The sequence below is a fragment of the Affinundibacterium flavidum genome (assembly GCF_014284175.1).
GTDB classification, from domain to species: Bacteria; Pseudomonadota; Gammaproteobacteria; order Burkholderiales; family Burkholderiaceae_D; genus Undibacterium; species Undibacterium flavidum.
This window is the reverse complement of the sequence record NZ_JACOGA010000001.1, coordinates 112,448-139,247: the sequence shown is the minus strand read 5'-3', so window position 1 is coordinate 139,247 and position 26,800 is coordinate 112,448. Positions and strand designations below refer to the sequence as shown.

Here is a 26,800-nt window from a genome sequence, read left to right as displayed (position 1 = left end):
GATGATATTGCGAGTACGTCTGCTGTTAGTGGCACGGATTACACTCGCTTCACAAAACTAGGAAATCACTTATTTATGCGCCAATAAAAATACAGACAAGTCGCCATAGGAAAACCCAAACAGCTTGCCAAGAACAGGACAGAAAGTACATCATTCACTATTGGATCTAGCCAATTCTTAATCATTGGCGACGATAAAAACATCAACGCAAGAAAAGGCAATAGTGCCCATGCCAACATGAAGATATCCATGAAGATATCCATGAAGTTTACTTTAGGAAAAAGGCGCATAGTAAATCTCTTTACTGTGTGAACATGAATTATTAATGACTCTAAGCTTGAACTACAACATTCTTAGCCAAGGTCTTAAAACGTTCGCCATTTTCCTGCACAACCGTAATCGTCAAATGCCCAGTCTTGCTGGTGTTAATATCACGTACGGTGCCGGATTTTCCTTTGTGTGTTCCACCAATCACCTTGCAAAGATCGCCGTCGTTAATGGTGTTTTTTTGTTCGTCAGTCATCTCGATTTCTCCGAATTTTCAGTCTATGCTTCAATGTCCATACTCATATCACAGGTAGTGCTATCCAAGCGAAAACTTACTTCGCTTGCAGTCTTCATTTCGCCTCTGATCCATCCTTGTGCGAGATAAAATCGCTCAGCTCTTGAATTGACACTAGTTCCCAATTTTACGGAAGTCGCACCGTTCTCAAACAACCACTGGCTCGACAAGCGGAGCAACTCTTTACCAGCACCCAGCCCTTCAAAATTGGGATCAACAAACAGTGCCCAAATCGAATGATCTGCGCTGGCTGCATACGAGAATCCTATGATGTTTCCATCAAGTTCGCAGACCCATCCACGGCCTGACAACTCCAGATAATCTTCATACATTTTTTGCGTTACCAAGGCCGGATTGGACAAGACATTTTCGCGCACAGATAGACGTATCTTCGACATCGCGGGAATGTCCGCATTGGTGGCTTGTCGATATGTGAGTTTATTCATTATTTTTTAAATTCTTTTCTAGTCTTAGTTATGTTGGGGAGGCGTCATCATCGCTACGTATAAGGCGGCCTTGCTTGCGTCTCATTCTGGCGGCGCGGGTTGCACCCCGCCCTACAGAACAACATTACTCTACAATTTTTGCTTTGATGCAAATTCCACTTCACCGATCAATTTAAGATCTTCGTCGTTACCTTTGTAAAATACTTTGTATCTTCCCGCGACAGCTGATCCAATCACAGCATGTCCACATTTTGCTGTGCGTTCAGATCCCGCGGACGCCACAAAAATAGTCAGATAAATCACTTGCCCGTCAACCACGGCGCTTACGCGCTGACATGCCAATCCTGAATTCAAGGTATTTGGTTCGACAGTCACCTTCGTTAGACCACTGATATCAAGCTGGATAGGTAAGCTCCAAAATGTCCCTGCCCTAACTGGCGTATCGAGAGCTATACCACCGACAGACTGAATAAATTCCCAAGTCACTGGCTGCTCGAATAAAGAACACGCCATGCAGCTTATTCCTAACAATAGTGCTGATATGACTTTTTTCATCGCACGCTCCATTTCGAATTTCAGGTTTCCCCAAATAAGCTCTCACCTTCTAGCTTACTAATCATATCTCCATTGATACCGGTGGCTTGTTTTCTCTACGTCAAGATATCGGTGTCTACATAAGTCGGAGCACCACTAAAAGTTCCCTCCCTTTCAAGGGGAGGGCTAGGGTGGGGATGGGTTAAAGTGACGCAATAACGACTTCTGTTGTACGACTGAAACCCATCCCTATCCCAGTCTTTCCCCTTGAAGGCATTGGTACCTACACAAGTCGAATAAACAGCGAAATAATTACTGTCGCTCCTGCGTAGGCAGGAGTCCAGTGTCTTTTGTTGATCAACGAACGCCGCTAGATTCCTGCCTACGCAGGAATGACATGCTGTGCTGTTATTTCGCTTTTTTCCTTCATTCATCATGTCAAAATTTTCTTAGATGCCTATGCCTTGAAGGTAAAGGAGTATTCACCGTGCGTTAACTGGTGTAGATATCTAAGCCTACAAAGTGAACGGAATCTAACACCCATACAGCTCCCTGTTAATTTAGACCCCAATGAATTTAAACATTAGTTAGCGCTTATAGAGCGAAATTCACCCCAAAAAAACCGCATCTATTTTAAGCCAACAACGTCACAGGCAAATTAATCAAGATACGCGTGCCCTCGCCCACCTTGCTTTGCAATTCAAATTCCCCCCCCCAAGCCAAAACGCGTTCTCGCATGCCGCTGATGCCGATTCCGGCGGCGACTTGTTCTGGGTCGAAGCCTTTGCCGTCGTCATTGACACTGATCGTCAATTGAGATTTTTCTGGGTTCATGTGTAAGGCGATATCAACATTTTTTGCTTGCGCATGTTTCAAAATATTCGAGCAGGCTTCTTGCACGATGCGATAGGCGGAGATGGCGAGGTCGCCATCTAATTGCGCAAAATCACCTTCGGATGCAAAGTCAAAATGACAGTCCTCGTGCGCAGCGTTATACAGGCGAAGCATTTCTTCAATCGCGCCCTCTAGGCCCAGCATGTCCAGAACTTCTGGGCGTAAACGACGCACCAGGTTTCTGCCATTGGCGTATAAATCTAAGGCTAGCTTGACGACGGCTTTTGCTCGATCTTGGATTTCTTGAAGCATGGGAGCGAAGCGTTCATCGTGTTCGGCTTTGGCAGTGATTTTGGCGATACGTTCTGATTCTAGACGCACGGCGATCAGCGAGGCATTTAGCTCATCGTGAATTTCTAAGGCGATGCTTTGACGTTCGTTTTCGACGATGGCGTTAACTTTGTGTATCAGTCGGCGTTTTTCCGCATCGGCTTTCAATGCTTCGTTACGCGATGCGATCAGTTCTTTTGTGCGCTCGGCGACAGTGTTTTCTAAGTGCGTTTGTGACTGATGCAAATTGTGCGCCATCTCGTTGATCGAGCTTTGCAGTTCACCGATTTCACCGCCGTGAGAGATTCTCATTTGGGTTTCTGTGCGACCAGCACTGATGTCGCGCAACGCTTCAATCGCGCCATGCAAAGGGCGGGTTAAACCTCTGGACAAGAACCACGCCAACCAGGCGCTAACGGCCAACGCGAGTACCGACATCAAGAGTTCTATGGAGAATCGATAACGCTGTTTGTCGAGCAAATAGGTCTTCGTCATCGTCACTCGTACATAACCTAACACAGCCTGATTTTTTTCTTTGCTTGGATCAAGTTTGTATAAAGAATCGTGGGTTTCGGTATGTAAATTAACCCATACCATATGCCGCTTGATCGGCAACTCCACGTAATTTTTTTCAGGTTTGGCTCTGCCTGCATTTTCCACATGACTGAGTTCTTGTTTATTCGCATCAAAAATATCAATACGATAAACACTACGATCAGTTTGAATGACTCCATAAATCATTTGCTTAATGCCTTGCACATTGGCAGCGATGATATTGTATTCAACCCCTTCAGCTAAGGCGGTGGTAATGGTTTTGGCACGGGCATTGAGTTCTTCTTCAACTTCTTTTAGGCGTGCGTAATACGAGTAAGAAATCAAAGAGAAAAACAAATAGACCACAGGAAAAACCGCAATCACCATCAATCGCGTGCGTATGCTCCAGCTGCGCCATTGCAGCACGCTACCGACAAATCCTGATGTATTTTTGACTGTCATCGTTAGCTTAAGGCTCAATCAAACCATGTTTCATCGCCAGCTTCGTGATTAAAGCCGGTCTATGGATGCCGAGCTTTTCTTTAACTGCTTGGCTGATATTGCTGATGGTTTTTTGTGAGAGATCCAGTTTTTCGGCGATCTCTACATTGGTCAAACCTTCGGCCATGAGTTTAAAAATTTCTAAGCTACGTTCATCCAACAAAGTCTGTGGCGAAGCATCACCACGCACCGATAAATTAGCTAGGCGCTCCGCAATTTGCGGCATGAAATAGAGTTCACCTTCACTTGCACGTTGGACCGCCACTGCTAAATCTGCCGGATCACAGTCTTTCGTGACAAAAGCTTTCGCACCTAAACGATAAGTCTCTTTAATTAAGGCATCTTGATCAAATTGACTTAAAAAAACGATTTGGGCGTCCGGCTGTTTTTCTAAAATATGGCGGGCGGCATCCAAACCTGTCATCTCAGCACCAAAGCGAATATCCAACACCACGACGTCTGGCTGCAATGCCATGAATTGTTCTACCGCTTCTTGGGGTGTCTTCGCCTGCCCAACTACGTCCATCCCCTCTGCGCCTAAAGACATGGCAAAACCTGTCATCACGATGGGATGGTCGTCCGCTAGCAAGACACGTATCGTTTTTATACCAGAATCGATTTGTACTGAAGTTGGTGGCATGGTTTGTTGATTTGCATTTTGCATATTTGACATTTTCAATTCCCTGACGACGCCGATTTGCACATCTGAATACTTACTCTTGGAAGTCATTTTACTAGTAAATAGCAAAGAATAAGAAGCTTTTTTGCTAGTGACTAGCAGATAATTCTCATTTTTTGCGCATAGCTAAGTCCTTGATTTATTGAGAATAAACCCTTACAAGCGTTTAAATATCCAATAAATCGCAAAATATTTACTTAAATTTTCCTTTTATTTTGCTAGTAACTAGCATATCATTATTCCAACGATGAGCAATAACAGTTTCAAGCGCATCGCCAAGCAGCTACTCAATTAGTTACCGAGCATTTCATTTCGTCAGGGAGTTCATCATGAGCACATACAACTATGGACAAGCACCACAAAGAAAAATATCTTCTTTATTGATCACCGGCATCTTGCATGCCCTCGCCTTGGGCTTAGGTTTGCAGGCGACGAACGTAATCGATTTTCGCCAACCGCGCGTGATCGAGATGACGCCAATTGCACCACCACCAAGAGTGGAAGAGCCGATCAAAATGCGTGAACCTAGCAAGATCATGCCTTTGCCGACCTATATCGAACCACCAATTATTCCGACTAATTTTGATGAGCGTGCCATCACGACAGTTAAACGCGACACACTCGAAAAGCACGATTTCGAGCCGACCAAATCAACGGAAACAGGATTAGGCAAAACCGAAATCGCACCACCACGGGCACCTGTGCATATTGCAGCACAAGTCGATTCCAACGCCTGCGAAAAACCAGAATACCCCACCAGCTCGATCCGTATTGGTGAAGAAGGCACAGTGAATTTGGCGATGTTGATCGGCCCCGACGGTCGGGTATTAGAAAGTCGCGTCGAGAAATCCAGTGGTTCACGTGCGCTCGATAAAGCCGCAGTGCAAGGCTTGAGTTTATGCAAATTCAAACCCGGCTCTATCGATGGTGTGCCTGAGAAATCCTGGGCGAAGTTGCAATATGTCTGGACGATTAACGAGCGCTAATTTTAAAACCAAACGCACAAGGAATTAACATGAACATCACTCACAACGGCACACATCATCAACACGATATTCTTGCACTCGTTATTAGTTGTGTTTTCTGCATAAGCCTGATTGGCTGTGGCTCTTCAAGCAGAGTCGAAACACAGAATGAAACGAAAGCAGATCTCGCCCTGCAGGCACCTGCAAAAGCGCGAATAGCGGAAGTGGTCATAGCAGAAACCAAATCCAATGTGTATATGCCACAGCCATTGGAGGCACACGTTTCTGCCCCACCTCCGCCAGCCTACATCGTCAGCCCAGCAGAAATGTCACCGGTCAGCAAAGTGGCGAATTCACCAATGCAGCAAATGTCGAGATCAGTACAGGAAAACGCCAAATTAGACATGTCGCAGGCATCTGTGACGACCACTGCCAAGTACCAAAAAATTCAAGAAAATAGTTGGAAGTTAGTGACCGAAGAACCCGTCTCGACTTTTAGCGCAGACGTCGATACCGGTAGCTATGCGAATGTGCGGCGCTTTATACAGCAAGGTCAATTGCCAGCTCACGATGCGATACGCGCTGAAGAAATGGTGAATTATTTTTCGTATGATTACGCCTTGCCGAAGAAAGACGATGCTCATCCATTTAGTGTACATACGCAACTAAGCGCTTCGCCATGGAATGCCTCGCGCCAACTATTGAGAATTGCGATCAAAGGCAAAGATCTCGCGAAAGAAACTTTACCTGCAGCGAACCTGGTCTTTTTAGTTGATGTTTCCGGCTCTATGGACATGCCCGACCGCCTACCTTTGGTTCGCTCATCGCTCAAACTCTTAGTGGCACAATTACGCCCACAAGATCGCGTGAGCCTAGTCACTTATGCCAATGGCACTCGCGTCGTATTACCTGCCACGGCTGGCGATCAAAAAGCCAAAATTAATCTTGCACTTGAACAGCTAAGCGCGGGCGGCGGCACGAATGGTGAAGCAGGCATCAAGCTCGCTTATGCACAAGCCCATGCAGGAAAAATTCAAGGAGGCATCAATCGCGTCTTACTCGCCACTGACGGCGATTTGAATATCGGCGTCACCAATGACCGCGATCTCAAAGCATTGGTCGAACGTGAACGTAAAGCTGGCATTAGCCTCAGCACGCTCGGTGTAGGCGATGACAATTACAACGAAGCCTTGATGAAGAAACTAGCAAACAATGGCGATGGAAGTTATCACTATCTCGATAGCTTACAAGAAGCGCACAAAGTCTTGGTCAACGAATACACCTCAACTTTAGCAACCATCGCACAAGACTTGAAATTGCAAGTGGAGTTCAACCCAGCACTGGTCAAAGAATATCGTTTAATCGGTTATGAATTACGCGCTTTGACACGCGAGCAATTTAATGACGACAAAGTAGATGCGGGCGATATCGGTGCAGGCCATACCGTCACCGCGCTCTATGAAATTGTACCTAAGGGCAGCAAAGGCAATATCGATGCATTGCGCTATCAGCCAAATATAAGCGATAAAGCACCGAGCAAAGAAACCCAAAACAAGGAGGCGCTTAGCGATGAATTAGCATGGCTAAAATTACGCTACAAAACGCCGGGTAGCGAACAAAGTCAGCTGGTAGAAACACCAATTAAGCAGACCAATATGGTCGACAACATTAAGTCAGCAGATCAAGATTTTCGTTTCGCGACCGCAGTCGCCGCATGGGCACAATGGTTACGTGGCAGCAGCTTGATTGCGAACTACGGCCCGAAAGATATTCTGGCACTGGCAAATTCAGCACGCGGCAGCGATCGCTTTGGTCATCGAGCTGAGTTTATCCGTCTGGTGGAATTATCAGCCGCCCTGCATCCGGTGCAAGCGAAACAATTAAGTAAGAAGCAGACCAAGCCTGCGGTCGCTGAAACCGCCGCGTTGGAAAGTGACTAAGTAAGCAAATTAAGCGAATCCAGTAAACTAAGCAAACACCTGTTGTAGATCAATGAATAATGCAGGTTTCAAAAATCAAAAAGGGCAAAGAATTTTGCCCTTTTTGATTATGAAGCGGGGGTAAAAAATACCGTAGGCTTCCTAGCGACCCTGAGCGTGATTTTTTGCTTCAAGCTCAGGGAAGAACACCATCTAATTAGCGGGGTAAACTCAACCAACCGCGCTCCTCAACGCGAACAGTTTGTGTGCGGCCGCCATTGACAGAATACGTTACCCACAAGGTTTTTACCACACCAGGCACCGGATCGCCACCGCCCAAACTATCATTTTCCACTTTTAGCTCTAAACGTCCATCACGAGCATAAGCACGCACCGCGCGGCTCACATCAATTTTACGAGACTCGGTTCCATAATAGGCACTGACGATAGTGAGTTGTGCATTTTGCCCTGACTCATTGAGCGCGTCGTCACCTCTGCGGTTTCCTTGGGAACGTTCATTGCCATTGCCGTTACCCCAACCACCTTTGTAGTCACCACGATTTCCCCAGTTACCGCGCCCCCAACTTTTAAATAAAGCGCCATCAATAACACTGCCTTCGATATATTCAAAAGTACGTACATCACCCCGATTACCGCGGGCATAAATGCGCAGTGTTTTAACACGATTTGGATGTGGGTCTATGCCAAAACTACGATTACCCATGCGGAAATTATTATCACTACGCGCCAATTCTTTCAAACGATCCGTGACATCCACATTGCGTTCTTCTGTGCCATAACGCGCGCTAAGGATCAAGTATTCACCGTCGTCGCGATTATCTCTATTGGCTGCGTTCGATCCCTTCGATCCACGATCTTCCCATGCACCATGATAATCACCAGAGCGTCCCCAATTGCCGCCACCCCATCCCTTAAACAAACTGCCATCGATTAAACTACCTTCACGATACTCAAAAGTACGTATTTCGCCACGATCACTGCGTGCATAAATGCGTAAAGTCTTGATCCGATTAGGATGAGGATCAATTCCAAAACTCTCATTTCCCATACGGAAAGTGCGGTCGCGGCTGGCTAACTCTTTCAAAGTCTGGGTGACATCAACATTCCGTTCAGCAGTACCATAGCGTGCCTGCAATATCTGAAATTCACCGTCATCTCTATGAGCAAACGCGGAACTCATCACGCCGCACAACAGCGCGAACATGATCAGGCTCTTTATGTACATTTTTTGGAAAGTCATTTTTTAACTCTTATAAAGTGGGAGTAAGTTGATAACGCATGATGTAAGTAATCGGTGCACTTGCAGGACTATATTCAAAAAATCACTCAATAATAAAATCGATCAAACAAGATGACTGTCCACGTTGCGACTGCCATCAAGAACGTGAGTAGTACGGCTGCGCTACCAAAATCTTTTGCATTCTTCGAAAGTTCATGACGCTCTAATGAAACACGGTCAACCACAGCTTCAATCGCCGAGTTGAGTAATTCCACGATCAACATCAACACCAAGACCGCGATCATCATCAGTTTTTCAAATGCAGAAACCGGTAAACACAAGGCAATGATGGTACCAAGTACGACCAAGACTAATTCTTGACGAAACGCATGTTCTTGACGCCAAGCGGCTTGCAGCCCTTCAAGAGAATAAAAAAATGCGGAAAAGATCCGTTTCACACCACTTTTGCTTTTAAATTCACTGATTTGATTTTCCACTGGCGCACTGCCTTGCTCTTGCGGTTGCTTTGATTCACTCATGCAAACATTCCTTTTTTTACGCTGTTGTTTACTATGTTAATTACGCTGCTTCTTGACCAAATGGCTGGCTGGATTCTATCAGTTGTCTATGACATAGAGAATAATTTGCTGTATTGAACTTCACCAGAGAATGATGGCATAGCATTTGCCACAAAATATGTGTGAAAGCCTACATGTCAATTTCTTTTCAATTCAAAGTAGACTAAGCTTGCTTCACGATAATGAAATTTTGACCTGTTTCGTCAAATATAGTTAAGGATGTGCGAATGGAAAACCGCTTACAGCGTTTAGAAGCCGTGCAAGCCATGGTATTAGAGATAGGAAAAATCTCGGCCGACACCAATGATTTACGCGAATTCTTACACGCAATTCATATTGCCTTAAGCCGCATTATGTACGCCAAAAATTTCTATATCGCGCTCTACAATCCTGACGATGCATCAATACAATTTGCCTACTTCTTAGACGAAGTCGATCCCGCACCAGACCCGAATAAGCGTTTCAAACTGGAAGCCCCTGGTTCATCTCTAACTAAGTGGGTCATACTCAATCAAAAACCCTTAACTGCAGGCAGCGCCGAAATGGCGCGGATCACCGCGGAAGAACACAATGCGATTACGGGTGCGCCATCCGAGCATTGGATGGGCTATCCCTTAATTGATCATCAAAAACGCACCCTAGGCGCGATGGTCGTGCAAAGTTACGACAAAGATGTTTTGTATTCTGAAGAAGATCAGGCGCTATTTGAATTAATCGCGCGGCACATTTCAAACGCCCTAGAAGCCTTTCAAAGCGTCGATAAATTGGAACGTGCAGTGCAAGAAAGAACTGCATTATTGGCGCACGAAATTGCGGAGCGACGTCGTTCTGAAAAAATTCAAAGTGCCTTGTACGCGATTGCTGAGCTATCTTTTTCTGGGGAAGAAGCGAGTAACTTATATCGCAAATTACACTTAATTGTAGAAAATCTCATCGTCGCAAAAAATTTTCTGGTGGCCTTATATCACCCCGAATCTGCGGAAATCAGTATTCAATACTTTGTCGATGAAAAAGATCCCGTGCCCAGCCATGCTCGTTTTCCGCTGGGCGTAGGGATGACATCATTTGTGGTGCGTACTGGTAAGGCACAACTCATCGACAAAGCACGCCTGCTTCAATTAGTGGACGATGGAGAAATCAAACAAGTGCTGGGTGGGCAAGATATAGAAAGTTGGATAGGTGTTCCGATCTTAATTAAAGACCGCATCTATGGCGTTATCATCGTACAAAGTTATGACTTGCATATCACCTATGGTAACGCTGATTTAGAATTGCTGGCCTTTGTCGCCAGCCATATCGCCGTCGCGATTGCAAGAATGAATGCGGATCGTGAACTACGCCAAACTAAGGTCAACCTGGAACATCAAAACAATGCTTTAAACGAAGCACTACTGGCATTACAAGAAGCACAGACTGAATTAGTCAGACAAGAAAAACTCGCTTCTTTGGGGAGCTTAGTTGCTGGCGTCGCGCATGAAATTAACACCCCCTTGGGGATTTGTGTCACCGCCACTAGTCATCTGATAGAAGAAGTCAGACTCACTCGCAAAGATATTCTTGCAGATGATTTTAAGCCTCAGCAACGCGATCAATTTTTGGATATTCTTGATCAAAGCTTGCGCATTTTAAGTACCAACACTAAACGTGCCGCAGCCTTGGTACGCAGTTTTAAACAAGTCGCCGTCGATCAAACATCGAATGACAGACGCAAGTTTCAATTGCATCCCTATTTGAATGAGATCCTGGTTTCATTACAACCGAAACTGAAAGGCCGCCAAATACAAATCGACATTCAGTGCCCTGAAGATTTATTCATCGATAATTACCCAGGCGCGATTTCACAAATCTTGACTAACTTCGTCATGAATTCACTAACACACGGCTTTGAGAATATGCAGGAAGGAAAGATTCACATCCAGTTTGAAGTGGATGGTGAGGATTTAAAATTTCTCTATCAAGACAACGGGCATGGCATGGACAAGGAAGCGCTGAGTAAATTATTTGATCCCTTTTACACGACCAAACGTGGGCAAGGCGGTAGCGGTCTGGGCACCCACATTGTCTACAATCTGGTAACAGGCTTATTAGGTGGCACTATTAAGGCGCAGTCAACACCACAGCACGGGCTTAGTTATCAATTACGTTTCCCGGTCAATGTCAGTCACGGTAACAAAACTGGAGTGAAGCAAACTTAAGCATCTGGATAGCGCTGATTAATGTCAATTGCTTTGTCTACATGTTGAATTAAGAGCTCAACAAATTCAGGATCTAGGTGACTGCCGCTGACGCTCTTCAAATGCGCAATCACTTGTTCTACTGGCCATGCGGATTTGTAGACCCGTGCATGCATCAAGGCATCAAACACATCGGCCACCGCCACGATGCGTGCGTAAACGTGAATTTCTTCGCCGATCAAGCCTTGCGGATAACCTGTGCCATCATACTTTTCATGATGCTGATGCGCGATGATAGAGGCTGCACGCAAAATGGGTCTATGCGATCCATCTAGTATAGACATACCGACTTCAGGATGTTGCTTCATGATGTCCCATTCGCCTTGATCGAGCTTACCTGGCTTGAGCAACACGGCATCCGGCGTCGCAATTTTTCCTATATCGTGCATAGGAGCAGCTTGCTTCAAAATCGCGGCCTCATCCGGATCCATACCAGAAGCAATCGCGATCAGGTAACACACTTCCGCCATGCGTCTGACATGATTACCAGCTTCTGAAGAGCGTGATTCAACCACATCACCCAAGCGCATAATCAACTCGCCTTGCGTATCACTGATTTCTTGGTTGAGCAAAATATTGTCGAAGGCGATCGCCACGCCGGAGGAGAATACCTCTAATAATTTAGCATCAATATCGCTAACACTCTCGACGCCCTTCAATACTAGCAAAGAAGCCTTTCCGCTTTCATTGGGAAAATAGCCGACATAGGTGTCACCAAATAAATGTGAGATGCGATTCACTGTCACTTGATGCAAATGACTTAGTAATTCTTGATTGAACAATTGATCGTCATCATCGAAGTTGCCGATCTTGGCGAGTACTTCGTAAGATTTCTCACCAGAGACGCCACTCGCACCGCGCAGACGCAGCAACATGCTTTTTTCTAAGCGCAGCAAGGCAACCACTTGTTGTAACAAGCCATTTGCGAAATCATGCATATTTCTTTGTTGGTAAATATGCGCAGATGCCTCGATCACGCGCTCTAAGCCTTCGCGATAAGTCACTTGAAATCGGCGTGCTTCTTCTACCGTGTAAATATCACGATAAGCGCGTAGAGCGGCGAAAGTGGTGGTGAATAATTTGGTGCGGTCGAGTTCAGTTTTTTCTTTGTAATCATTGATATCGTAATCAACGATTACACTTTCTTCTGGTGCCTGACCTGGCTGACCGGTGCGCAGTACGATACGGGTAAATTGATTTTTTAAATCCTGGCGCATCCAGCGCGCAACTTCTAAACCGCTATTTTCTGACTCCATCACCACATCTAGAAATACTAAGGCGATGTCAGGTTCTGTACTCAAAATCGCTTTCGCCTCAGGACCACTATACGCGTCAAAAAACTGTAAGCGCCGCCCATCTAATTCAAAACGATGCAAAGTCAACTTAGTGACATCATGTATATCGGGCTCATCGTCGACCAAGAGGATTTTCCAAGGCGCAGATTTGGATGACGCTGGTGAGGTATTCGACATAAACCGCATTTCCCTAAAAAAATGAAGCAGAAGAGTTGACTCGATTAGCACTGTAGATGGAAGCTAGTATCCGAAAATCGACCACTAGAACTTCGGCCACTGGAAAATAGCTGAATGCTTGCAATTGATAGTACACCTAAGCATTACTTCAACGCCAATAAATTCCATCAGGCAAGATCAGTTTTCATTAATTAACATTGTAAATTCACACAAGCTGAGCGATGCCAATAATAAGTCTTCTTTATTTAACATCAAGACTAATGATTTAGCCCTAAAGACCCGCAACAAAACTGAAAATAGAATCTTTAGTTCAACACAGTCATTTCACATCATGGTATAAAGGAATTTATTGCAATGCACCATCCACATTATGAAAAACGACGCTCCCATTTCAGCTGAAAAAACTTCGATACAAGTCATCGAGCGCATGGTCTCATTATTAGATGCGCTGTCTCGCTATCACGACCCTGTCAGTTTGAAAGAATTAGCTAGTGTGACTGGCTTACATCCGTCCACTGCACACCGTATCCTGAACGATCTGTGTATCACGCGCTTTGTTGATCGCGCAGACACTGGTACCTATCGTCTCGGTATGCGTCTGCTAGAGCTGGGCAATATCGTCAAAAGTCGTCTCGATGTACGCGAAGCCGCCTTAGACTTTATGCGCAATTTGCATCGCATCACGAATCAAACGATTAATTTATCGGTACGTCAGGGGGACGAGATTGTGTATATCGATCGCGCCTTTTCTGAACGGTCTGGAATGCAGGTTGTACGCGCAATTGGTGGTCGCGCCCCACTCCATTTGACATCAACTGGTAAGTTATTTTTATCTATCGATGAGCCGAAAGCACTACGCGCTTACATCACACGCACTGGCTTGGCGGGACATAATAAAAATTCGATTACAGATGTCGCAAAATTAGAGCGCGAATTGGCGTCAGTACGCAGCAATGGCTATGCGCGCGACAATGAAGAATTAGAATTGGGTGTGCGCTGTATGGCGGCGGGAATTCGTGATGACAGCGGAAAAATGATTGCTGGCTTGTCGATCTCCGCTCCGGCAGATCGCTTACAAGAAGCCTGGTTAAGCGACTTGATCAGTACCGCTGATCAAATTTCAGCGGCACTCGGCTACGTCGCTAAACCAACAAACTAAATCTTCTCTAGAAATCGAATTAAGGATTTAATTTAGCGCCGGTACGCTCAAAACGTGGCAAGTAATAATTGTCATAGTCGAGCGAAAACATCAGGCGATTGACGCGCCCCGTGATTAACTCACGTTTAACAAATCCATAAAAACGAGAATCATTGCTGTTGTCACGATTATCGCCCAACATCATATAGTGACCAGCTGGCACAGTCACAGGATCAAAAGAGCGCAGGGCTGAACGCTCTGGCATCACAATGATATTGTGCTGAAAATTTCCTAAAGACTCGGTGTACATCAATTGTTGATTCGGATATTCACGCTTAGGCGTGAGGAAAGTCGGATCAGGCGCATCAACTTGAGCATAGTCAGCTGGCTCGCCGTTGATAATCAATTTTTGGTCACGCATCTCAACCACATCACCCGGTAAACCAATCACACGTTTAATCAAACGCACACCATCGGCGGGGGAGCTAAAAGTCACGATATCACCACGTTTAGGTTCGCCGACATGCTTCAAAATCACATCGGTAAATGGCACTTTAATGTCATAAGCTATCCGGTTCGCAATCACGCGATCTCCTTCCAGCAAATGTGGATACATAGAACTTGATGGTACGACATACCAATCCGCCAAAGCGCTACGCATCAAAATCATGCCCGCGACAAAGAGCAAAAAGGTCTTATTATCGGTAATTAATTTGCGTGGATTTAAGTTCATGGTAAATCTCCAAAAGTAAACAACACCAAGCTATGACACACAAAAGCCCCGAAAGTTCGAGGCTCTTGATTACTACTATTCACTTACAGTAAAAAGGTACAAATTATTTTGCACTCATCAGAGCGACTGTCGTATCCAACATACGGTTGGAGAAGCCCCACTCGTTGTCATACCAGCTGGATACTTTTACCAAACGACCATTTACTTTCGTCAATGTTTCGTCATAAGTAGAAGATGCTGGGTTGTGGTTGAAGTCAACAGAAACCAATGGTGCTGTGTTGTAATCCAAAATACCTTTCAAAGCACCTTCAGATGCTTCTTTCAATACTTTATTGATTTCTTCCACTGTTGTATCACGCTTAGCAATGAACGTCAGATCAACTACAGAAACATTGATGGTTGGTACGCGCATTGCGTAGCCGTCCAATTTACCGTTCAACTCTGGCAAGACCAAACCTACCGCTGCTGCTGCACCGGTTTTAGTTGGGATCATGCTCATGGTTGCAGAACGCGCACGACGTAAGTCTTCGTGCATCACGTCTGTCAACACTTGATCATTGGTGTAAGCGTGGATCGTTGTCATCAAACCGCTTTCGATACCGATCGCATCGTTCAATGGTTTTGCCAATGGTGCTAAGCAGTTCGTTGTGCAAGATGCGTTAGAGATGACTGTATCAGTTGCCTTCAACACGCCATGATTCACGCCGTATACCACTGTTGCGTCTACATCTTTACCACCTGGTGCGGAGATGATGACTTTCTTTGCGCCGCCAGCCAAATGTGCAGACGCTTTTTCTTTTGTCGTAAAGAAGCCTGTGCATTCCAACACGACGTCCACATTCAATTCACCCCAAGGGATATTCGCTGGATTACGTTCAGCAAATACTTTGATCTTGTCGCCGTTGACGATCATGGTGTCGCCTTCAACGCTTACCGTGCCAGGAAACTTACCGTGGGCTGTATCGTAACGAGTCAAATGCGCGTTAGATTCTGCGTTACCCAAATCATTAATCGCAACGATTTGAATTTCATTTTTAAACTTACCACCTTCGTAATGTGCACGAAGGATGTTACGACCGATACGGCCATAGCCGTTAATTGCGACGCGAATCGTCATGGTTCAATCTCCAAAAAGACAAACAGCAACAAAAAATAAAACACAAAAAAATCTTAACATCTCGCCGCAGAGGCGCAGAGTACGCGGAGCATTAGGTAAAAGAACTCTGCGTACTCTGCGTACTCTGCGCCTCTGCGGTTAAAAGCTTTTTCAACTTGACCGAAAATTTACTGAAGCGCTTTCGGAAATGGCATTGCATCCGCCGATGCCATCATCAAATTCAAATCACTCCAACCGTAACCCACTTCGGTCAGGTCCAATCCATCCCAACTAAAATCTTGCTCGATGAGGATCTCTCCACCGAGTTCTTCGTAAAAATTACGTGCTTGAGAATTGCCATCAATGACCCAAATCACGCAACTGGTGCAGCCCATCGCTTGTAGGGAACGAGCTGCTTTGTGCAACATGCGCTTGCCTATGCCACAACGTTGCCATTGTGGGCGAATATAAATGGCATTGATTTCGCCATCTTTATCCAACTTCGCTTCTGGCAATTTCATTGCCGAGACAAAGCCAACAATTTCGTCTTCACTCACTGCGACATAGACGCACAAGCTATCTTCTTTGACCGGCAATGCCTGCAATATCGTACGCCAGTGCAGGACGTTTTCGTTCATGTCCATCTCAGCCAAATAGCTATCAGGGATCATACCGCGATAAGTCGTGCGCCAAGCTTCGATGCGAATCGCCGCAATGGCTTCGGCATCAGCGACTGTGGCACGACGTAATTGGATTTCCTTGATTTTATTCATATCGGGTCTGGATCACTTGCGCTCGGTCAAAATTACTTATGCTAAAACGGATTTTACTTTTGCCACGACATTATCGACCGTGAAGCCAAAGTACTTGAACAAAACGCCAGCAGGTGCAGATTCACCGAAAGTATCGATACCTACTACAGCACCTTCTAAGCCTACATATTTATGCCAGAACGCCGTCACGCCAGCTTCAATCGCCACGCGTGGCAAACCTTTGCCTAACACACTCATTTGGTATGCTTTATCTTGACGATCAAATACGTCGGTAGAAGGCATAGACACAACACGCGCTGGAATACCTTGCGCTGCTAATTCTGCGGCAGATTTCACCGCCAATTCAATTTCAGAACCAGTAGCGATCAATACGACTTTCGCATCAGGTGCGTCTTGCAAAATATAGCCACCACGTGCGATATCCGCGATTTGCTGTGCGCTACGTTCTTGGAACGGCAAGTTTTGACGGGAGAAAATCAAAGTTGATGGACCGTCTAAGCGCTTAATCGATTCTGCCCAAGCCACTGTCGATTCTGCCGTATCGCATGGACGCCAGTTGTCCAAATTTGGAATCAAACGCATGCTGGAGATATGTTCGACAGATTGATGCGTAGGACCGTCTTCACCCAGACCGATAGAATCATGTGTGAACACGAACAGCGTACGGATTTTCATCAACGCTGCCATACGAATTGCGTTGCGACTGTAATCAGAGAAGGTCAGGAAAGTCGCGCCGAATGGCAAGTAACCGCCATGCAAAGCAATACCATTCATGATCGCGCTCATACCAAATTCACGTACACCGTAGTTGATATGGTTACCCGCTTGATTGGCGCGAACTGCGACACACTCTTTCCAGTTAGTTAGATTTGAACCAGTCAAATCTGCAGAACCGCCGAGGAATTCTGGCAAGCTTGGGGCGAATGCTTGAATTGCATTTTGGCTGGCTTTACGTGTCGCAATCGTTTCTTTTTTCTCGACCGTATTAGCAATCGCTGCTTTCACGACTTCATCAAAATTCGCTGGTAAAACATTGTTCATACGACGTGTCAGATCTGCGGCCTTCGCTGGGTGCGCAGCGCTGTATGCGGCAAATACAGCATTCCATTCGGCTTCATCTTTTGCGCCATCGGCTTTTGCATCCCATGCGCTATACACATCGGCCGGCACTTCAAACGGTGGATAGTTCCAATCAATATTCGCACGTACTGCTGCGACTTCCTTATCACCCAAAGCCGCGCCATGCACATTGTGTGTGCCTTGCATATTCGGTGAGCCTTTACCGATGATCGTGCGGCAGCAAATCAGCGTTGGTTTATCCGACGCTTTTGCTTCAACAATCGCTTGATTTACCGCATCGACATTGTGGCCGTCCACCGCACGAATCACATTCCAACCGTAAGACTCAAAACGTGCTGGTGTGTCGTCGGTGAACCAACCTTCTACGTGACCATCAATCGAAATGCCGTTGTCATCCCAGAATGCCGTCAATTTATTCAATTTCAAAGTACCCGCCAAAGAACAAGCTTCGTGCGAAATACCTTCCATCAAGCAGCCATCGCCCATGAACACATAAGTGCGGTGATCAACAATATTCGCGCCATCGACGTTGAATTCTGCAGCCAATAATTTTTCTGCCAAAGCCATACCGACAGCATTCGTGATGCCTTGACCGAGTGGACCTGTGGTCGTTTCCACGCCTGGTGTGATGTGGACTTCTGGATGACCTGCCGTTTTAGAATGCAATTGGCGGAAATTACTGATCTCAGACATAGGCAAATCGTAGCCTGTCAGATGTAACAAGGAATAATGCAACATCGAGCCATGACCGTTCGATAAAACGAAACGATCACGATTGACCCATTTTGGATTGCTTGGATTATGGCGATAGTGACCTGCCCACAAGGCAACCGCGATTTCTGCCATGCCCATAGGAGCACCTGGATGACCAGAATTGGCTTTTTGAACAGCGTCCATAGACAATGCGCGAATTGCATTGGCCATCTTAGAACTAATTGCAGGCTGGAAAGTGGATGTCATAGCGGCTGAGGAGATAAGTTTATAAAATCGTGCGAAAGAACAAATCGGGTTTTATCCTAGGTATCGGGCAAATATATTGCACTAAGATTATCGTTTTATTCTATAAAGTCCGTTATTTTACCAGAGCAGCGCGTCACAGAATACAATTGCGACTTTCACATCATTTTTAGACGGATTTATGGAAGGTTTGCACCTCACCGCGGATTGCTTTGATTGTCGATGCGATCCCTCGCTATTATTTGAAGAAAAGCGCTTAAGCGAATTAGTCCGTCACCACACGAACCAAGCTGGCTTGACTATCGTGGGCGAGAAATTTCATACATTTAGCTATGCTGATGGTAGCGCGGCCGGCGTCACAGGTACTCTGCTCCTCGCCGAATCGCACGTCGCGATCCACACTTGGCCTGAACGTCATGCCGTCACATTGGACGTGTACGTCTGCAACTTTGAAAATGATAATAGTCAAAAAGCACGACACATTGTCGACCAGTTAATCGCCATTTTTCAGCCGGAACAAGTTTCACGCCAAGAATTACAGCGTGGTTTGCAACAAATTAGGCCAGAACCAGCAATAGAATTTTTAAGCCCTTACACCACGATGCAAACGCAAATTGATCAGGTGTTGGCGGAAGTTCAAAGTCCCTTCCAGCACATACAAATCGCAGACACGCCGGAATTCGGAAAAATCATGCGCATTGATGGTGCCATGATGACTTCAGAAAAAGATGAATTCTACTATCACGAATGCTTGGTGCACCCAGCTGCAATTACACATGGCAAGCCACAAACCGCCCTCATCATAGGCGGCGGCGATGGCGGATCGACGGAAGAATTATTGAAGTATGCAAGCATACAAAAAATCACCCTGTGCGAGATCGATCAAGAGGTGATTAAGCTGGCACGTGAACATTTAGTCTCTATCCACAAAAACGCTTTTGATTCTCCCAGGGTTCAGATAATTCATACCGATGGCTTCGCCTTTGTCCAGGATCATCAAGAAAATTACGATTTAATTCTGTTAGATCTGACTGACCCGATAGCGCCCAATGGCAGCAATTTAGCCGAATCGTGCATGAGCGAAGAATTTTTTCAGGCTTGCTATGCACGCTTGAATGCACATGGCTCTCTCGTGCTGCATTTAGGTAGCGCGTTTTATCATTCTGAACGCTACCAAATTACGCTTACTCGCTTACAAAAAACATTCGATCTGGTTCGACCTTACGCCGTCTTCATTCCTTTATATGGAGCTTTGTGGAGCATGGCAATAGCGAGTAAATCTGACCACTCAGGTCTGTGTACCGATCCTCAAGAAATAGAATTTAATCAGGTTGAGAGCACACTCAAAACCAACGAAATTTTTGACTTGCAGTACTACAAACCAGAAATACATGCGGCTTTATTTGCGCATAGTTAGCTCTATCGAGCCCTGATCCAACCAAGAAACAACAAGCCCACCGCAACGGTAAAACAAAAGAACGAAGACCATTACAAGCGGGCTTTACAGCATTACAATGGCAAAGCACTGTGATTAAATATCCTTGAGAACTCGCAAAATAACAGGAGTGCTGATGAGCAGCAAACAAAAAACGCAGCGTCGTGTATCACAATCCCTTCCTTTGGTACTAGTCACTTCAGCTGCCGTTGCTGGCTTAAGTGGCTGCGGCAGTGATGATCCCAACGCAGGCCGCGGTAGCATTCGAGACGAATACAAGAGCTTGGAAGATTGTCAGCAAGATTGGGGTAGCACCGATCCTTGCCAACCACAGCCAGCACCACCCAATAGCAACACAATCGCCCATACCGGAAATACTTCCGGTGGTCACATCTACAGCGGACGCTATTGGGGGCCAAGTTACTACGAAGGTCAACGCGATATTGCACAGCGAAATTTTTTAGGTAGCCGATACACGGGCAGCACCTCACAACTTAGCGATCACGCAGTGAGTCGCAGTGTCACCCGTAGCGTTAGCCGTGGTGGTTTCGGATCAAGTTCACGCGGCTTTTCTGGTGGAGGCTAGTCTATATGATTCGTGAATCATTGACGCCACGATCTGGCTGGCAACGCCAATTTGAAGAACTGGGATTTAGCTATCATTCAATTGATGGCCTATATTGGGATGAACGCTACGCTTACCGTTTTAGCAGTGCGCAAATCGACACATTGGAACAAGCGACAATTGATCTGCATCAAATGAGTTTGCAAGCAGTCGATCATGTAGTTCGCCAAGGGCAGTATGAGCGCTTCGCTATCCCTCAAGTTTTCTGGTCACAAGTTGAAGAAAGTTGGCGTGAACAAGAATTTTCTTTATATGGTCGCTTCGACCTTAGTTGGGACGGCACGGGTTCACCAAAAATGTTGGAATACAATGCAGATACGCCGACTGGCTTGGTCGAATCGTCTGTCGCGCAGTGGTATTGGTTACAAGATGTTTTCCCCAACACGGATCAATTCAATTCTCTGCACGAGAAATTGATAGAACAATGGAAAAAATTCGACGGCAAAGGTGTCGTGCATTTCGCCTGTGCAGATAGTGAAGAAGACATAGGAAATTTATCTTATCTTCGCGACACTGCGATTCAGGCTGGCTTCGCCACTAAACAAGGTCTGATCGGCGGCTTGGGTTGGGATGATGCCAACGCGGAATTGGTCGATGACATGGATGTAAAAATCGACAATCTGTTTAAACTGTATCCGTGGGAATGGCTGTGCCGCGAGCAGTTTTCTACTCACTTGTTGCAACGCCCGGCGCGCATCATCGAACCAGCCTGGAAAATGATCTTGTCAAACAAAGCCATTTTGCCAGTCTTGTGGGAATTATTTCCTGACCACCCTAATCTGTTGCCAGCCTATACTGAAGCGTGGCGCATTAGTGGCAATTTTGTGAAGAAACCGCTGCTATCACGCGAAGGTGAAAACATTTCTATTTATGCCGATGGAAATGTTTTGCATACGGAGGGTGAATATGGGCATGAAGGCTTTATCTATCAAGCTTTTGCACCACAGCCAAAATTTGATGATGGAATTACGCCAGCCTATACATCGATTGGAGCATGGGTGGTCGGAAATGAAGCTGCAGGTATAGGCATACGTGAAGATGAAAGTTTAATTACGAAGAATACCAGTCGTTTTGTGCCGCATTATTTTGTCGACTAAGATCGAGACATGCACTGTTCTGATGGTCCTAAATCAAATGCAGATTTAGTTCCTACACCCAGATGTTTCGAATAACTGTCATTTGAAAGACTCTCATGGATATTCAATTTTTGGCCTATAGTGTTCCCGCGTTTTTTAGCCACTTTGGCGCCGCGCTCACTTTTCTCATTCTCTTTATCGCGATCTACGTTCACATAACGCCGTATAAGGAAATTACCCTGATTCGCGAAGGGAATGTAGCGGCAGCGGTCAGTTTATCTGGCGCGGTTCTCGGTTACTGTGTTGCACTGGCCTCATCAATTGCACACAGTGTAGATTTGCCCGACATGTTGATTTGGAGTGCTATAGCATTAGTCATTCAATTGTTAGCGTTTTTTGTCGCACGCATCTTACTTCCCGACTTGATCAAAGATGTACCAAACAACAAGCTTGCCTCTGGAGTCTTCCTAGGCGCACTCAGCCTAGGTATGGGCATACTAAACGCTGCTTGCCAATCCTATTAGATTATTTTTGAAATCAATGTATACCTAGCTTGTAGCTTTACGCTGAAGAACATTTTTACTACTAAATCCTGTTTACCTGATTCACACTCATGCCTAGATTTTTCTGTCCACTCCCGCTCACGATTGGTGCGCAACTAGAATTACCCGGTGAAACCGCACACCATATTTTTGTACTACGTTTATGTAGCGGAGACCAAGTCACTTTGTTTAATGGTGATGGCGGCTGCTATCTGGCGACACTAGTCAGCGTCGGCAAGAAACAAGTCGTCGCCGATATCAAAGTATTTTTGCCAGAAGAAGTCGAGTTGCCATTTAATCTTACTCTTGCACAAGCATTGCCAGAGGGTTCCAAAATGGATTGGATTATCGAGAAGGCGATTGAATTGGGCGTGAGTCACATTCAACCTTTAGCGGCGCAACGCTCAGTGGTCAAACTCAATGCTGAGCGTGCAGAAAAGAAAATGCAACACTGGCAAGGTATTATTCAATCTGCGAGCGAGCAATGCGGTCGTAATCGCCTCGCCCACCTTGGTGAATTAATGGATGTACAGAAATGGCTAGGGCAACAAGACCTGCATAAACGCATACTTTTATCACCCCGCGCAGAAACGTCTCTGGCAGATTGGGCGCGGCATCATCCACCACAAGCCATTAGTTTAATGATAGGCCCAGAAGGTGGTTTTTCAGAAATTGAAGAACAAACTGCGATCAAGCATGGTGCATTGATGTTGCGTATGGGACCACGTGTTTTACGAACCGAAACTGCCGGATTAACCGCAATAAGTATACTTAGTGCGGCTTGGGGAGGCTTGTCTTAACCTCAACCTCAACCTCATTCCTTACTTCCAAGTGATTGTTACAACTTGGCACATTTACAGTACCATTTTCTGAAGATTAGCTCTCGATTCATCGTTATAATAAGCGCTTTCTGTCAATTAAATGCAGGTATAAGCGATGAAATTAATGAGCAAAAACAATCTCTTAGCAACAATCTGTTTAGGATTGATGCTGACTCTCAGCGCTTGTGGAGGCGACAGCCAAAACGACACTCAATCAGCAATCACAGCATTGAGCGGCCCGCCTGCAGCAGCTCCCGCTGAAACGGTCGTCACGTTCAATGCACCACGTAACTCATTCGCGATTAAACGTACCATCTATAGTTTCTCTGTAAGTGATAAAGGTATCGTTGGCAATCAAACCCTTCTTCAAACAGACAAAACAAATGTCAAATTTACTGATTTTACTGTCAATTTATTAGCTGGTGACAAATCCAAAACTATTGCAGCAGCAGACTTGAATGCATTGATCGAACTTTACGTTGCCTTCATGAATCGGGTTCCTGATGCAGACGGCATGATTTATTGGATTGCTGAAATAAAAAACGGTAGAAGCATAGAACAACTCGCAGACAATTTTTACACGTCAGCGATCGCTTATTCTGATCTGACTGGTTACTCAAGTGCCATGACCAATACAGACTTTGTGAAGAGAATTTACTTAAATGTATTAGGCCGTAGTGAAGTTGATCAAGAAGGCTTGAACTACTGGACCGCAGAACTCAATAGCGGTCGCAAGTCTCGTGGTAACCTAGTACGAACCATCGTCGGCTCCGCACATAGTTTCAAAGGTAAGGCAGAATATGGTTGGGTAGCAGATTTGCTCGATAATAAAGTGACCGTTGGTACCTACTTCTCTATTGAGCAAGGTCTTAATTACAATAGTCCGGCAGAATCTATCAGCAAAGGTATGGAAATTGCTGCAGCAGTTACAGCCACGGACATCAGCGCCGCAAAAAATAAAATCGGCGTCACTGATACGTCGTTCGACCTAAGAACATCGCCACCACCTGCACCAACAGTCAAAATTGTGACCACCCTCGGCACGATTATCGTTGAATTGAATCCAGACAACGCACCGATCACTGTAGCAAATTTCTTGCGCTACACCGATGTCGGCTTCTATGGCAACAAAATCTTTCATCGTGTCATCAGTAATTTCATGATTCAAGGCGGTGGATTCACCGCCGATATGGTGCAAGCCTCTACCTATGCGCCGATTGTGCTCGAAGCAAACAATGGCTTAAGTAATGTGCGTGGCAGTATTGCAATGGCACGTACCAATGTACTCAATTCAGCGACTTCCCAATTCTTTATTAATGTAGTTGACAATACTTTCCTCGATACTAGCGGTGGCGGCTATGCTGTATTTGGTAAGGTCATTTCTGGGATGGATGTCGTCGACAAAATCAGAGTTGTTCCGACTGGATCAAAAAATAACTACCCTGACGTCCCTGTTACTACAGTAAGCATTACTTCGGTAACGCGTACAAATTAAACTGGATCGCTAAAAAATAGGCGTTCAATACTTGTGTAAAAGGGTAGTCAATTTTAGATTGGTTACCCTTTTACTTTTCTTCACACCAATTACAAATCCACGCACAAGCTACTACGCGATCACATTGAGATCTCCGGTATTTAGCTCCATTCTTCAATTCACACTTTAACCGCTCGTGATGATTATGCTGAAGCATCAAATAATCAAACAAGCAAACATAGTTCACAGTTTTTACATATCTTTTAACATATCATAAGCACCCTACTATTCACGAAAGGAAATCCCATGGGACTCTTAGACACTGCATTAGGTATGTTAGGTAATGTACAATCAAGTTCAGGTAACTCGCAGCAAATGTTAGTACAAGCTGCACTCAGTATGCTCAATCAGTCACAAAACGGAGGTTTACAGGGGCTAATTGGCACATTCCAAAATGCCGGATTTGGTGAACTCATAGGTAGTTGGGTCGGGACAGGTCAAAATTTACCTATCTCTGCTGAGCAAATACAGCAGGCATTAGGTGGTGGGCACTTGGATCAATTTGCGAATGCCAGTGGGCTTTCGACTTCAGATACTGCCAGCGACCTTGCAAACATTCTCCCCGGACTAATAGATAAATTAACGCCGAATGGCCAAGTGACAGATGCAGATAATTTTGATACTGACGCCGTTTTGCAGCAATTTTCATCCTTATCCTCGCTTTTTAACAATCGCTAAATCAGTCCATTCTATGAAATAGTTACTTGTAGGGCGATCAACTTTGTCAGATAAAAAGCAAACTGATCGCCTGAGAAATTATTCAAATCAACGACATTTACACATTCAATAATCTTTAATCAGTACGTTCAACAAATCCCTCGCGCGAATTTGTTACACTGCCGCCTATTCACTGCCATATATTTTTTTCATTACTAGCATTTTCACTTAAACATGCACTAACAGGCATTTATAGACACCTTATGGACTCTTCATTACCAGTCATACACTGGATAGAAAATCAAAGCACGCATAGCCTGCATTGGCATTCCGAAAATGCATCCGCTGCTCCCAAACGGATACAACTTGCGGATGATACGATGAGCGCAGAAACTGCCTATCGCCTTGCATGTGAAGGTACAGCTTTGCTCTGGCGTGGTGACTTCCAAAATGCAAAAAATCTGCTGCAGGCGATTGCTCGGAGAATAGATAAAAAACCTGCAAAAAAAAATGCCAAGCCCGTCGCGACAGGCGCGCTAGCTTTTCATTTATATCGACAAGCGCAATCGCAACGCGCTCGTGTTTTAGCGATGTTGATTATCCAAATCAACGCTGATTTTTCCATCCCATTGAGACGTGCGCCGGATGTTGCACAGGCATGCACCGAAGTGTATGGAAAGTTTGAACACGCTTTTGTTGTCTCATTGCGAGAATTATTAGGCATTATCGGCGCACATGAATGGCGCAAGAATGGCGTGATGATTCCCGCTTTAGGGAGCAAGATACATCCCTACTATGGTGTTTTTTCACCTGTCCGTGGTGAATACTTGGAATTATTTGCTAAGGCTCCGTTACCCACCCATGATCTGGCTTTCGACATAGGCACAGGCACTGGCGTGATTGCGGCACTGTTAGCACATCGCGGCATCAAGAAAATCGTCGCGACCGATCAAGATCCACGCGCCTTGGCTTGTGCGACTGAAAATCTACAAAACTTGGGCTTTGCCGGTCAAGTTGAATTGCTCAAGGCCGATTTATTTCCTGAAGGGCGCGCTCCTTTGATCGTCTGCAATCCTCCGTGGATACCAGCCCGCCCAAATGCAGCGATTGAATATGCGATTTACGACCCGGAAAGCCGCATGTTAAAAGCGTTTTTGTTAGGTGTAGCAAAACATCTCGAAGCCACTGGAGAAGCATGGCTAATTATGTCTGATCTAGCCGAACATCTTGGCTTACGTACTGCTGAAGAATTCTGGGGCTGGATTGATGCTGGCGGATTAACTGTCATTGGCAAATTGGATATTCGTCCGCAACATGCGAAAGCCAGCGACAGTAACGACCCTCTTCATCTTGCACGTGCCGCCGAGATTACTTCTTTGTGGCGCCTACGTCTAAAATAGCCATGCATACTTTCTTCTGTGTCAACATAAGCTTCTAAAAGAAAATCGTATTGCATCTCAAATCTTAAATTTCCAATTTCCAATTTCAAACTATGCCCCACACCA

Annotated in this window: 25 protein-coding genes; 12 read left to right on the top strand and 13 right to left on the bottom strand. The window is 45.4% G+C overall.

The features are described from left to right. Positions 1-65: 65 nt before the first annotated feature. From H8K55_RS00605 to H8K55_RS00580, 6 genes are all read right to left on the bottom strand, one after another. Positions 66-290, bottom strand: coding sequence for a hypothetical protein (locus H8K55_RS00605; RefSeq protein WP_186940085.1), 225 nt, complete (start codon positions 288-290; stop codon positions 66-68). A 41-nt stretch (positions 291-331) separates the two neighbouring features. Next, positions 332-523 (bottom strand): KOW motif-containing protein, encoded by a 192-nt coding sequence (locus tag H8K55_RS00600; protein WP_186940084.1) that lies wholly within the window; start codon positions 521-523, stop codon positions 332-334. A 23-nt stretch (positions 524-546) separates the two neighbouring features. Further along, a complete protein-coding gene (locus H8K55_RS00595; protein ID WP_230408436.1) occupies positions 547-1,008 on the bottom strand; it encodes a GNAT family N-acetyltransferase in 462 nt (153 codons plus the stop codon). Between the two features lie 129 nt (positions 1,009-1,137). Beyond that, positions 1,138-1,563, bottom strand: a complete 426-nt coding sequence (locus H8K55_RS00590) for a hypothetical protein (RefSeq protein ID WP_186940083.1) — start codon at positions 1,561-1,563, stop codon at positions 1,138-1,140. 612 nt (positions 1,564-2,175) lie between these two features. Next, positions 2,176-3,702: a sensor histidine kinase gene (locus tag H8K55_RS00585; protein ID WP_186940082.1), complete on the bottom strand. Its 1,527-nt coding sequence runs from the start codon at positions 3,700-3,702 to the stop codon at positions 2,176-2,178. 7 nt (positions 3,703-3,709) lie between these two features. Beyond that, positions 3,710-4,414: a response regulator transcription factor gene (locus tag H8K55_RS00580; RefSeq protein ID WP_230408435.1), complete on the bottom strand. Its 705-nt coding sequence runs from the start codon at positions 4,412-4,414 to the stop codon at positions 3,710-3,712. A gap of 335 nt (positions 4,415-4,749) precedes the next feature. Here H8K55_RS00580 and H8K55_RS00575 point away from each other — a divergent pair, with 335 nt between their 5' ends. Then, complete coding sequence (locus tag H8K55_RS00575; RefSeq protein WP_186940081.1) at positions 4,750-5,406, top strand: energy transducer TonB; 657 nt, start codon at positions 4,750-4,752, stop codon at positions 5,404-5,406. A gap of 29 nt (positions 5,407-5,435) precedes the next feature. Further along, complete coding sequence (locus H8K55_RS00570) at positions 5,436-7,325, top strand: vWA domain-containing protein (protein WP_222612301.1); 1,890 nt, start codon at positions 5,436-5,438, stop codon at positions 7,323-7,325. A 196-nt stretch (positions 7,326-7,521) separates the two neighbouring features. Here H8K55_RS00570 and H8K55_RS00565 read toward each other — a convergent pair whose 3' ends face one another. Then, the gene (locus H8K55_RS00565) at positions 7,522-8,565 is read right to left on the bottom strand and encodes a hypothetical protein (protein WP_186940080.1); all 1,044 of its coding nucleotides are present in this window, start codon (positions 8,563-8,565) and stop codon (positions 7,522-7,524) included. 86 nt (positions 8,566-8,651) lie between these two features. Continuing rightward, a complete protein-coding gene (locus tag H8K55_RS00560; RefSeq protein WP_186940079.1) occupies positions 8,652-9,083 on the bottom strand; it encodes a diacylglycerol kinase in 432 nt (143 codons plus the stop codon). A 266-nt stretch (positions 9,084-9,349) separates the two neighbouring features. Between H8K55_RS00560 and H8K55_RS00555 the strand changes: the two genes are divergently transcribed. Then, positions 9,350-11,317, top strand: coding sequence for a GAF domain-containing sensor histidine kinase (locus H8K55_RS00555; RefSeq protein ID WP_186940078.1), 1,968 nt, complete (start codon positions 9,350-9,352; stop codon positions 11,315-11,317). On the opposite strand, the gene H8K55_RS00550 is transcribed toward H8K55_RS00555, so the two are convergent. Next, entirely contained in the window at positions 11,314-12,828 is a 1,515-nt protein-coding gene (locus H8K55_RS00550; RefSeq protein ID WP_186940077.1) for a DUF3369 domain-containing protein, read from the bottom strand. The genes H8K55_RS00555 and H8K55_RS00550 overlap by 4 nt on opposite strands. Before the next feature lie 370 nt (positions 12,829-13,198). On the opposite strand from H8K55_RS00550, the gene H8K55_RS00545 reads away from it, so the two are divergent. Continuing rightward, the gene (locus tag H8K55_RS00545; RefSeq protein ID WP_186940076.1) at positions 13,199-13,987 is read left to right on the top strand and encodes an IclR family transcriptional regulator; all 789 of its coding nucleotides are present in this window, start codon (positions 13,199-13,201) and stop codon (positions 13,985-13,987) included. A 19-nt stretch (positions 13,988-14,006) separates the two neighbouring features. Here H8K55_RS00545 and lepB read toward each other — a convergent pair whose 3' ends face one another. From lepB to tkt, 4 genes are all read right to left on the bottom strand, one after another. Beyond that, a complete protein-coding gene (gene lepB, locus H8K55_RS00540) occupies positions 14,007-14,699 on the bottom strand; it encodes a signal peptidase I (RefSeq protein ID WP_186940075.1) in 693 nt (230 codons plus the stop codon). Between the two features lie 103 nt (positions 14,700-14,802). Continuing rightward, the gene (gene gap, locus H8K55_RS00535) at positions 14,803-15,816 is read right to left on the bottom strand and encodes a type I glyceraldehyde-3-phosphate dehydrogenase (protein WP_186940074.1); all 1,014 of its coding nucleotides are present in this window, start codon (positions 15,814-15,816) and stop codon (positions 14,803-14,805) included. Positions 15,817-15,983: 167 nt separating this feature from the next. Next, complete coding sequence (locus H8K55_RS00530) at positions 15,984-16,568, bottom strand: GNAT family N-acetyltransferase (protein WP_222612300.1); 585 nt, start codon at positions 16,566-16,568, stop codon at positions 15,984-15,986. Positions 16,569-16,604: 36 nt separating this feature from the next. Beyond that, the gene (tkt, locus tag H8K55_RS00525; RefSeq protein ID WP_186940073.1) at positions 16,605-18,608 is read right to left on the bottom strand and encodes a transketolase; all 2,004 of its coding nucleotides are present in this window, start codon (positions 18,606-18,608) and stop codon (positions 16,605-16,607) included. A 178-nt stretch (positions 18,609-18,786) separates the two neighbouring features. Here tkt and speE point away from each other — a divergent pair, with 178 nt between their 5' ends. The 8 genes from speE (at position 18,787) to H8K55_RS00485 (ending at position 26,695) form a co-directional block, all read left to right on the top strand. Beyond that, positions 18,787-20,022: a polyamine aminopropyltransferase gene (speE, locus tag H8K55_RS00520; protein WP_186940072.1), complete on the top strand. Its 1,236-nt coding sequence runs from the start codon at positions 18,787-18,789 to the stop codon at positions 20,020-20,022. Positions 20,023-20,176: 154 nt separating this feature from the next. After that, positions 20,177-20,626, top strand: coding sequence for a hypothetical protein (locus tag H8K55_RS00515; RefSeq protein ID WP_186940071.1), 450 nt, complete (start codon positions 20,177-20,179; stop codon positions 20,624-20,626). A 5-nt stretch (positions 20,627-20,631) separates the two neighbouring features. After that, positions 20,632-21,762: a glutathionylspermidine synthase family protein gene (locus tag H8K55_RS00510; RefSeq protein WP_186940070.1), complete on the top strand. Its 1,131-nt coding sequence runs from the start codon at positions 20,632-20,634 to the stop codon at positions 21,760-21,762. Positions 21,763-21,857: 95 nt separating this feature from the next. Next, the gene (locus H8K55_RS00505; RefSeq protein ID WP_186940069.1) at positions 21,858-22,265 is read left to right on the top strand and encodes a DUF350 domain-containing protein; all 408 of its coding nucleotides are present in this window, start codon (positions 21,858-21,860) and stop codon (positions 22,263-22,265) included. Between the two features lie 89 nt (positions 22,266-22,354). Then, a complete protein-coding gene (locus H8K55_RS00500; RefSeq protein WP_186940068.1) occupies positions 22,355-23,083 on the top strand; it encodes a 16S rRNA (uracil(1498)-N(3))-methyltransferase in 729 nt (242 codons plus the stop codon). A 136-nt stretch (positions 23,084-23,219) separates the two neighbouring features. Then, complete coding sequence (locus H8K55_RS22405) at positions 23,220-24,599, top strand: peptidylprolyl isomerase (protein ID WP_186940067.1); 1,380 nt, start codon at positions 23,220-23,222, stop codon at positions 24,597-24,599. A 285-nt stretch (positions 24,600-24,884) separates the two neighbouring features. Further along, positions 24,885-25,316, top strand: a complete 432-nt coding sequence (locus H8K55_RS00490; RefSeq protein WP_186940066.1) for a YidB family protein — start codon at positions 24,885-24,887, stop codon at positions 25,314-25,316. Between the two features lie 242 nt (positions 25,317-25,558). Further along, a complete protein-coding gene (locus H8K55_RS00485) occupies positions 25,559-26,695 on the top strand; it encodes a methyltransferase (RefSeq protein WP_186940065.1) in 1,137 nt (378 codons plus the stop codon). Positions 26,696-26,800 lie beyond the last annotated feature (105 nt).

What these genes read in the sequence shown, in the direction of transcription:
- H8K55_RS00605 (WP_186940085.1), bottom strand. Translation starts at nt 290, where the DNA reads ATGCGCCTTTTTCCTAAAGTAAACTTCATGGATATCTTCATGGATATC.
- H8K55_RS00600 (WP_186940084.1), bottom strand. Translation starts at nt 523, where the DNA reads ATGACTGACGAACAAAAAAACACCATTAACGACGGCGATCTTTGCAAG.
- H8K55_RS00595 (WP_230408436.1), bottom strand. Translation starts at nt 1,008, where the DNA reads ATGAATAAACTCACATATCGACAAGCCACCAATGCGGACATTCCCGCG.
- H8K55_RS00590 (WP_186940083.1), bottom strand. Translation starts at nt 1,563, where the DNA reads ATGAAAAAAGTCATATCAGCACTATTGTTAGGAATAAGCTGCATGGCG.
- H8K55_RS00585 (WP_186940082.1), bottom strand. Translation starts at nt 3,702, where the DNA reads ATGACAGTCAAAAATACATCAGGATTTGTCGGTAGCGTGCTGCAATGG.
- H8K55_RS00580 (WP_230408435.1), bottom strand. Translation starts at nt 4,414, where the DNA reads ATGTCAAATATGCAAAATGCAAATCAACAAACCATGCCACCAACTTCA.
- H8K55_RS00575 (WP_186940081.1), top strand. Translation starts at nt 4,750, where the DNA reads ATGAGCACATACAACTATGGACAAGCACCACAAAGAAAAATATCTTCT.
- H8K55_RS00570 (WP_222612301.1), top strand. Translation starts at nt 5,436, where the DNA reads ATGAACATCACTCACAACGGCACACATCATCAACACGATATTCTTGCA.
- H8K55_RS00565 (WP_186940080.1), bottom strand. Translation starts at nt 8,565, where the DNA reads ATGACTTTCCAAAAAATGTACATAAAGAGCCTGATCATGTTCGCGCTG.
- H8K55_RS00560 (WP_186940079.1), bottom strand. Translation starts at nt 9,083, where the DNA reads ATGAGTGAATCAAAGCAACCGCAAGAGCAAGGCAGTGCGCCAGTGGAA.
- H8K55_RS00555 (WP_186940078.1), top strand. Translation starts at nt 9,350, where the DNA reads ATGGAAAACCGCTTACAGCGTTTAGAAGCCGTGCAAGCCATGGTATTA.
- H8K55_RS00550 (WP_186940077.1), bottom strand. Translation starts at nt 12,828, where the DNA reads ATGTCGAATACCTCACCAGCGTCATCCAAATCTGCGCCTTGGAAAATC.
- H8K55_RS00545 (WP_186940076.1), top strand. Translation starts at nt 13,199, where the DNA reads ATGAAAAACGACGCTCCCATTTCAGCTGAAAAAACTTCGATACAAGTC.
- lepB (WP_186940075.1), bottom strand. Translation starts at nt 14,699, where the DNA reads ATGAACTTAAATCCACGCAAATTAATTACCGATAATAAGACCTTTTTG.
- gap (WP_186940074.1), bottom strand. Translation starts at nt 15,816, where the DNA reads ATGACGATTCGCGTCGCAATTAACGGCTATGGCCGTATCGGTCGTAAC.
- H8K55_RS00530 (WP_222612300.1), bottom strand. Translation starts at nt 16,568, where the DNA reads ATGAATAAAATCAAGGAAATCCAATTACGTCGTGCCACAGTCGCTGAT.
- tkt (WP_186940073.1), bottom strand. Translation starts at nt 18,608, where the DNA reads ATGACATCCACTTTCCAGCCTGCAATTAGTTCTAAGATGGCCAATGCA.
- speE (WP_186940072.1), top strand. Translation starts at nt 18,787, where the DNA reads ATGGAAGGTTTGCACCTCACCGCGGATTGCTTTGATTGTCGATGCGAT.
- H8K55_RS00515 (WP_186940071.1), top strand. Translation starts at nt 20,177, where the DNA reads ATGAGCAGCAAACAAAAAACGCAGCGTCGTGTATCACAATCCCTTCCT.
- H8K55_RS00510 (WP_186940070.1), top strand. Translation starts at nt 20,632, where the DNA reads ATGATTCGTGAATCATTGACGCCACGATCTGGCTGGCAACGCCAATTT.
- H8K55_RS00505 (WP_186940069.1), top strand. Translation starts at nt 21,858, where the DNA reads ATGGATATTCAATTTTTGGCCTATAGTGTTCCCGCGTTTTTTAGCCAC.
- H8K55_RS00500 (WP_186940068.1), top strand. Translation starts at nt 22,355, where the DNA reads ATGCCTAGATTTTTCTGTCCACTCCCGCTCACGATTGGTGCGCAACTA.
- H8K55_RS22405 (WP_186940067.1), top strand. Translation starts at nt 23,220, where the DNA reads ATGAAATTAATGAGCAAAAACAATCTCTTAGCAACAATCTGTTTAGGA.
- H8K55_RS00490 (WP_186940066.1), top strand. Translation starts at nt 24,885, where the DNA reads ATGGGACTCTTAGACACTGCATTAGGTATGTTAGGTAATGTACAATCA.
- H8K55_RS00485 (WP_186940065.1), top strand. Translation starts at nt 25,559, where the DNA reads ATGGACTCTTCATTACCAGTCATACACTGGATAGAAAATCAAAGCACG.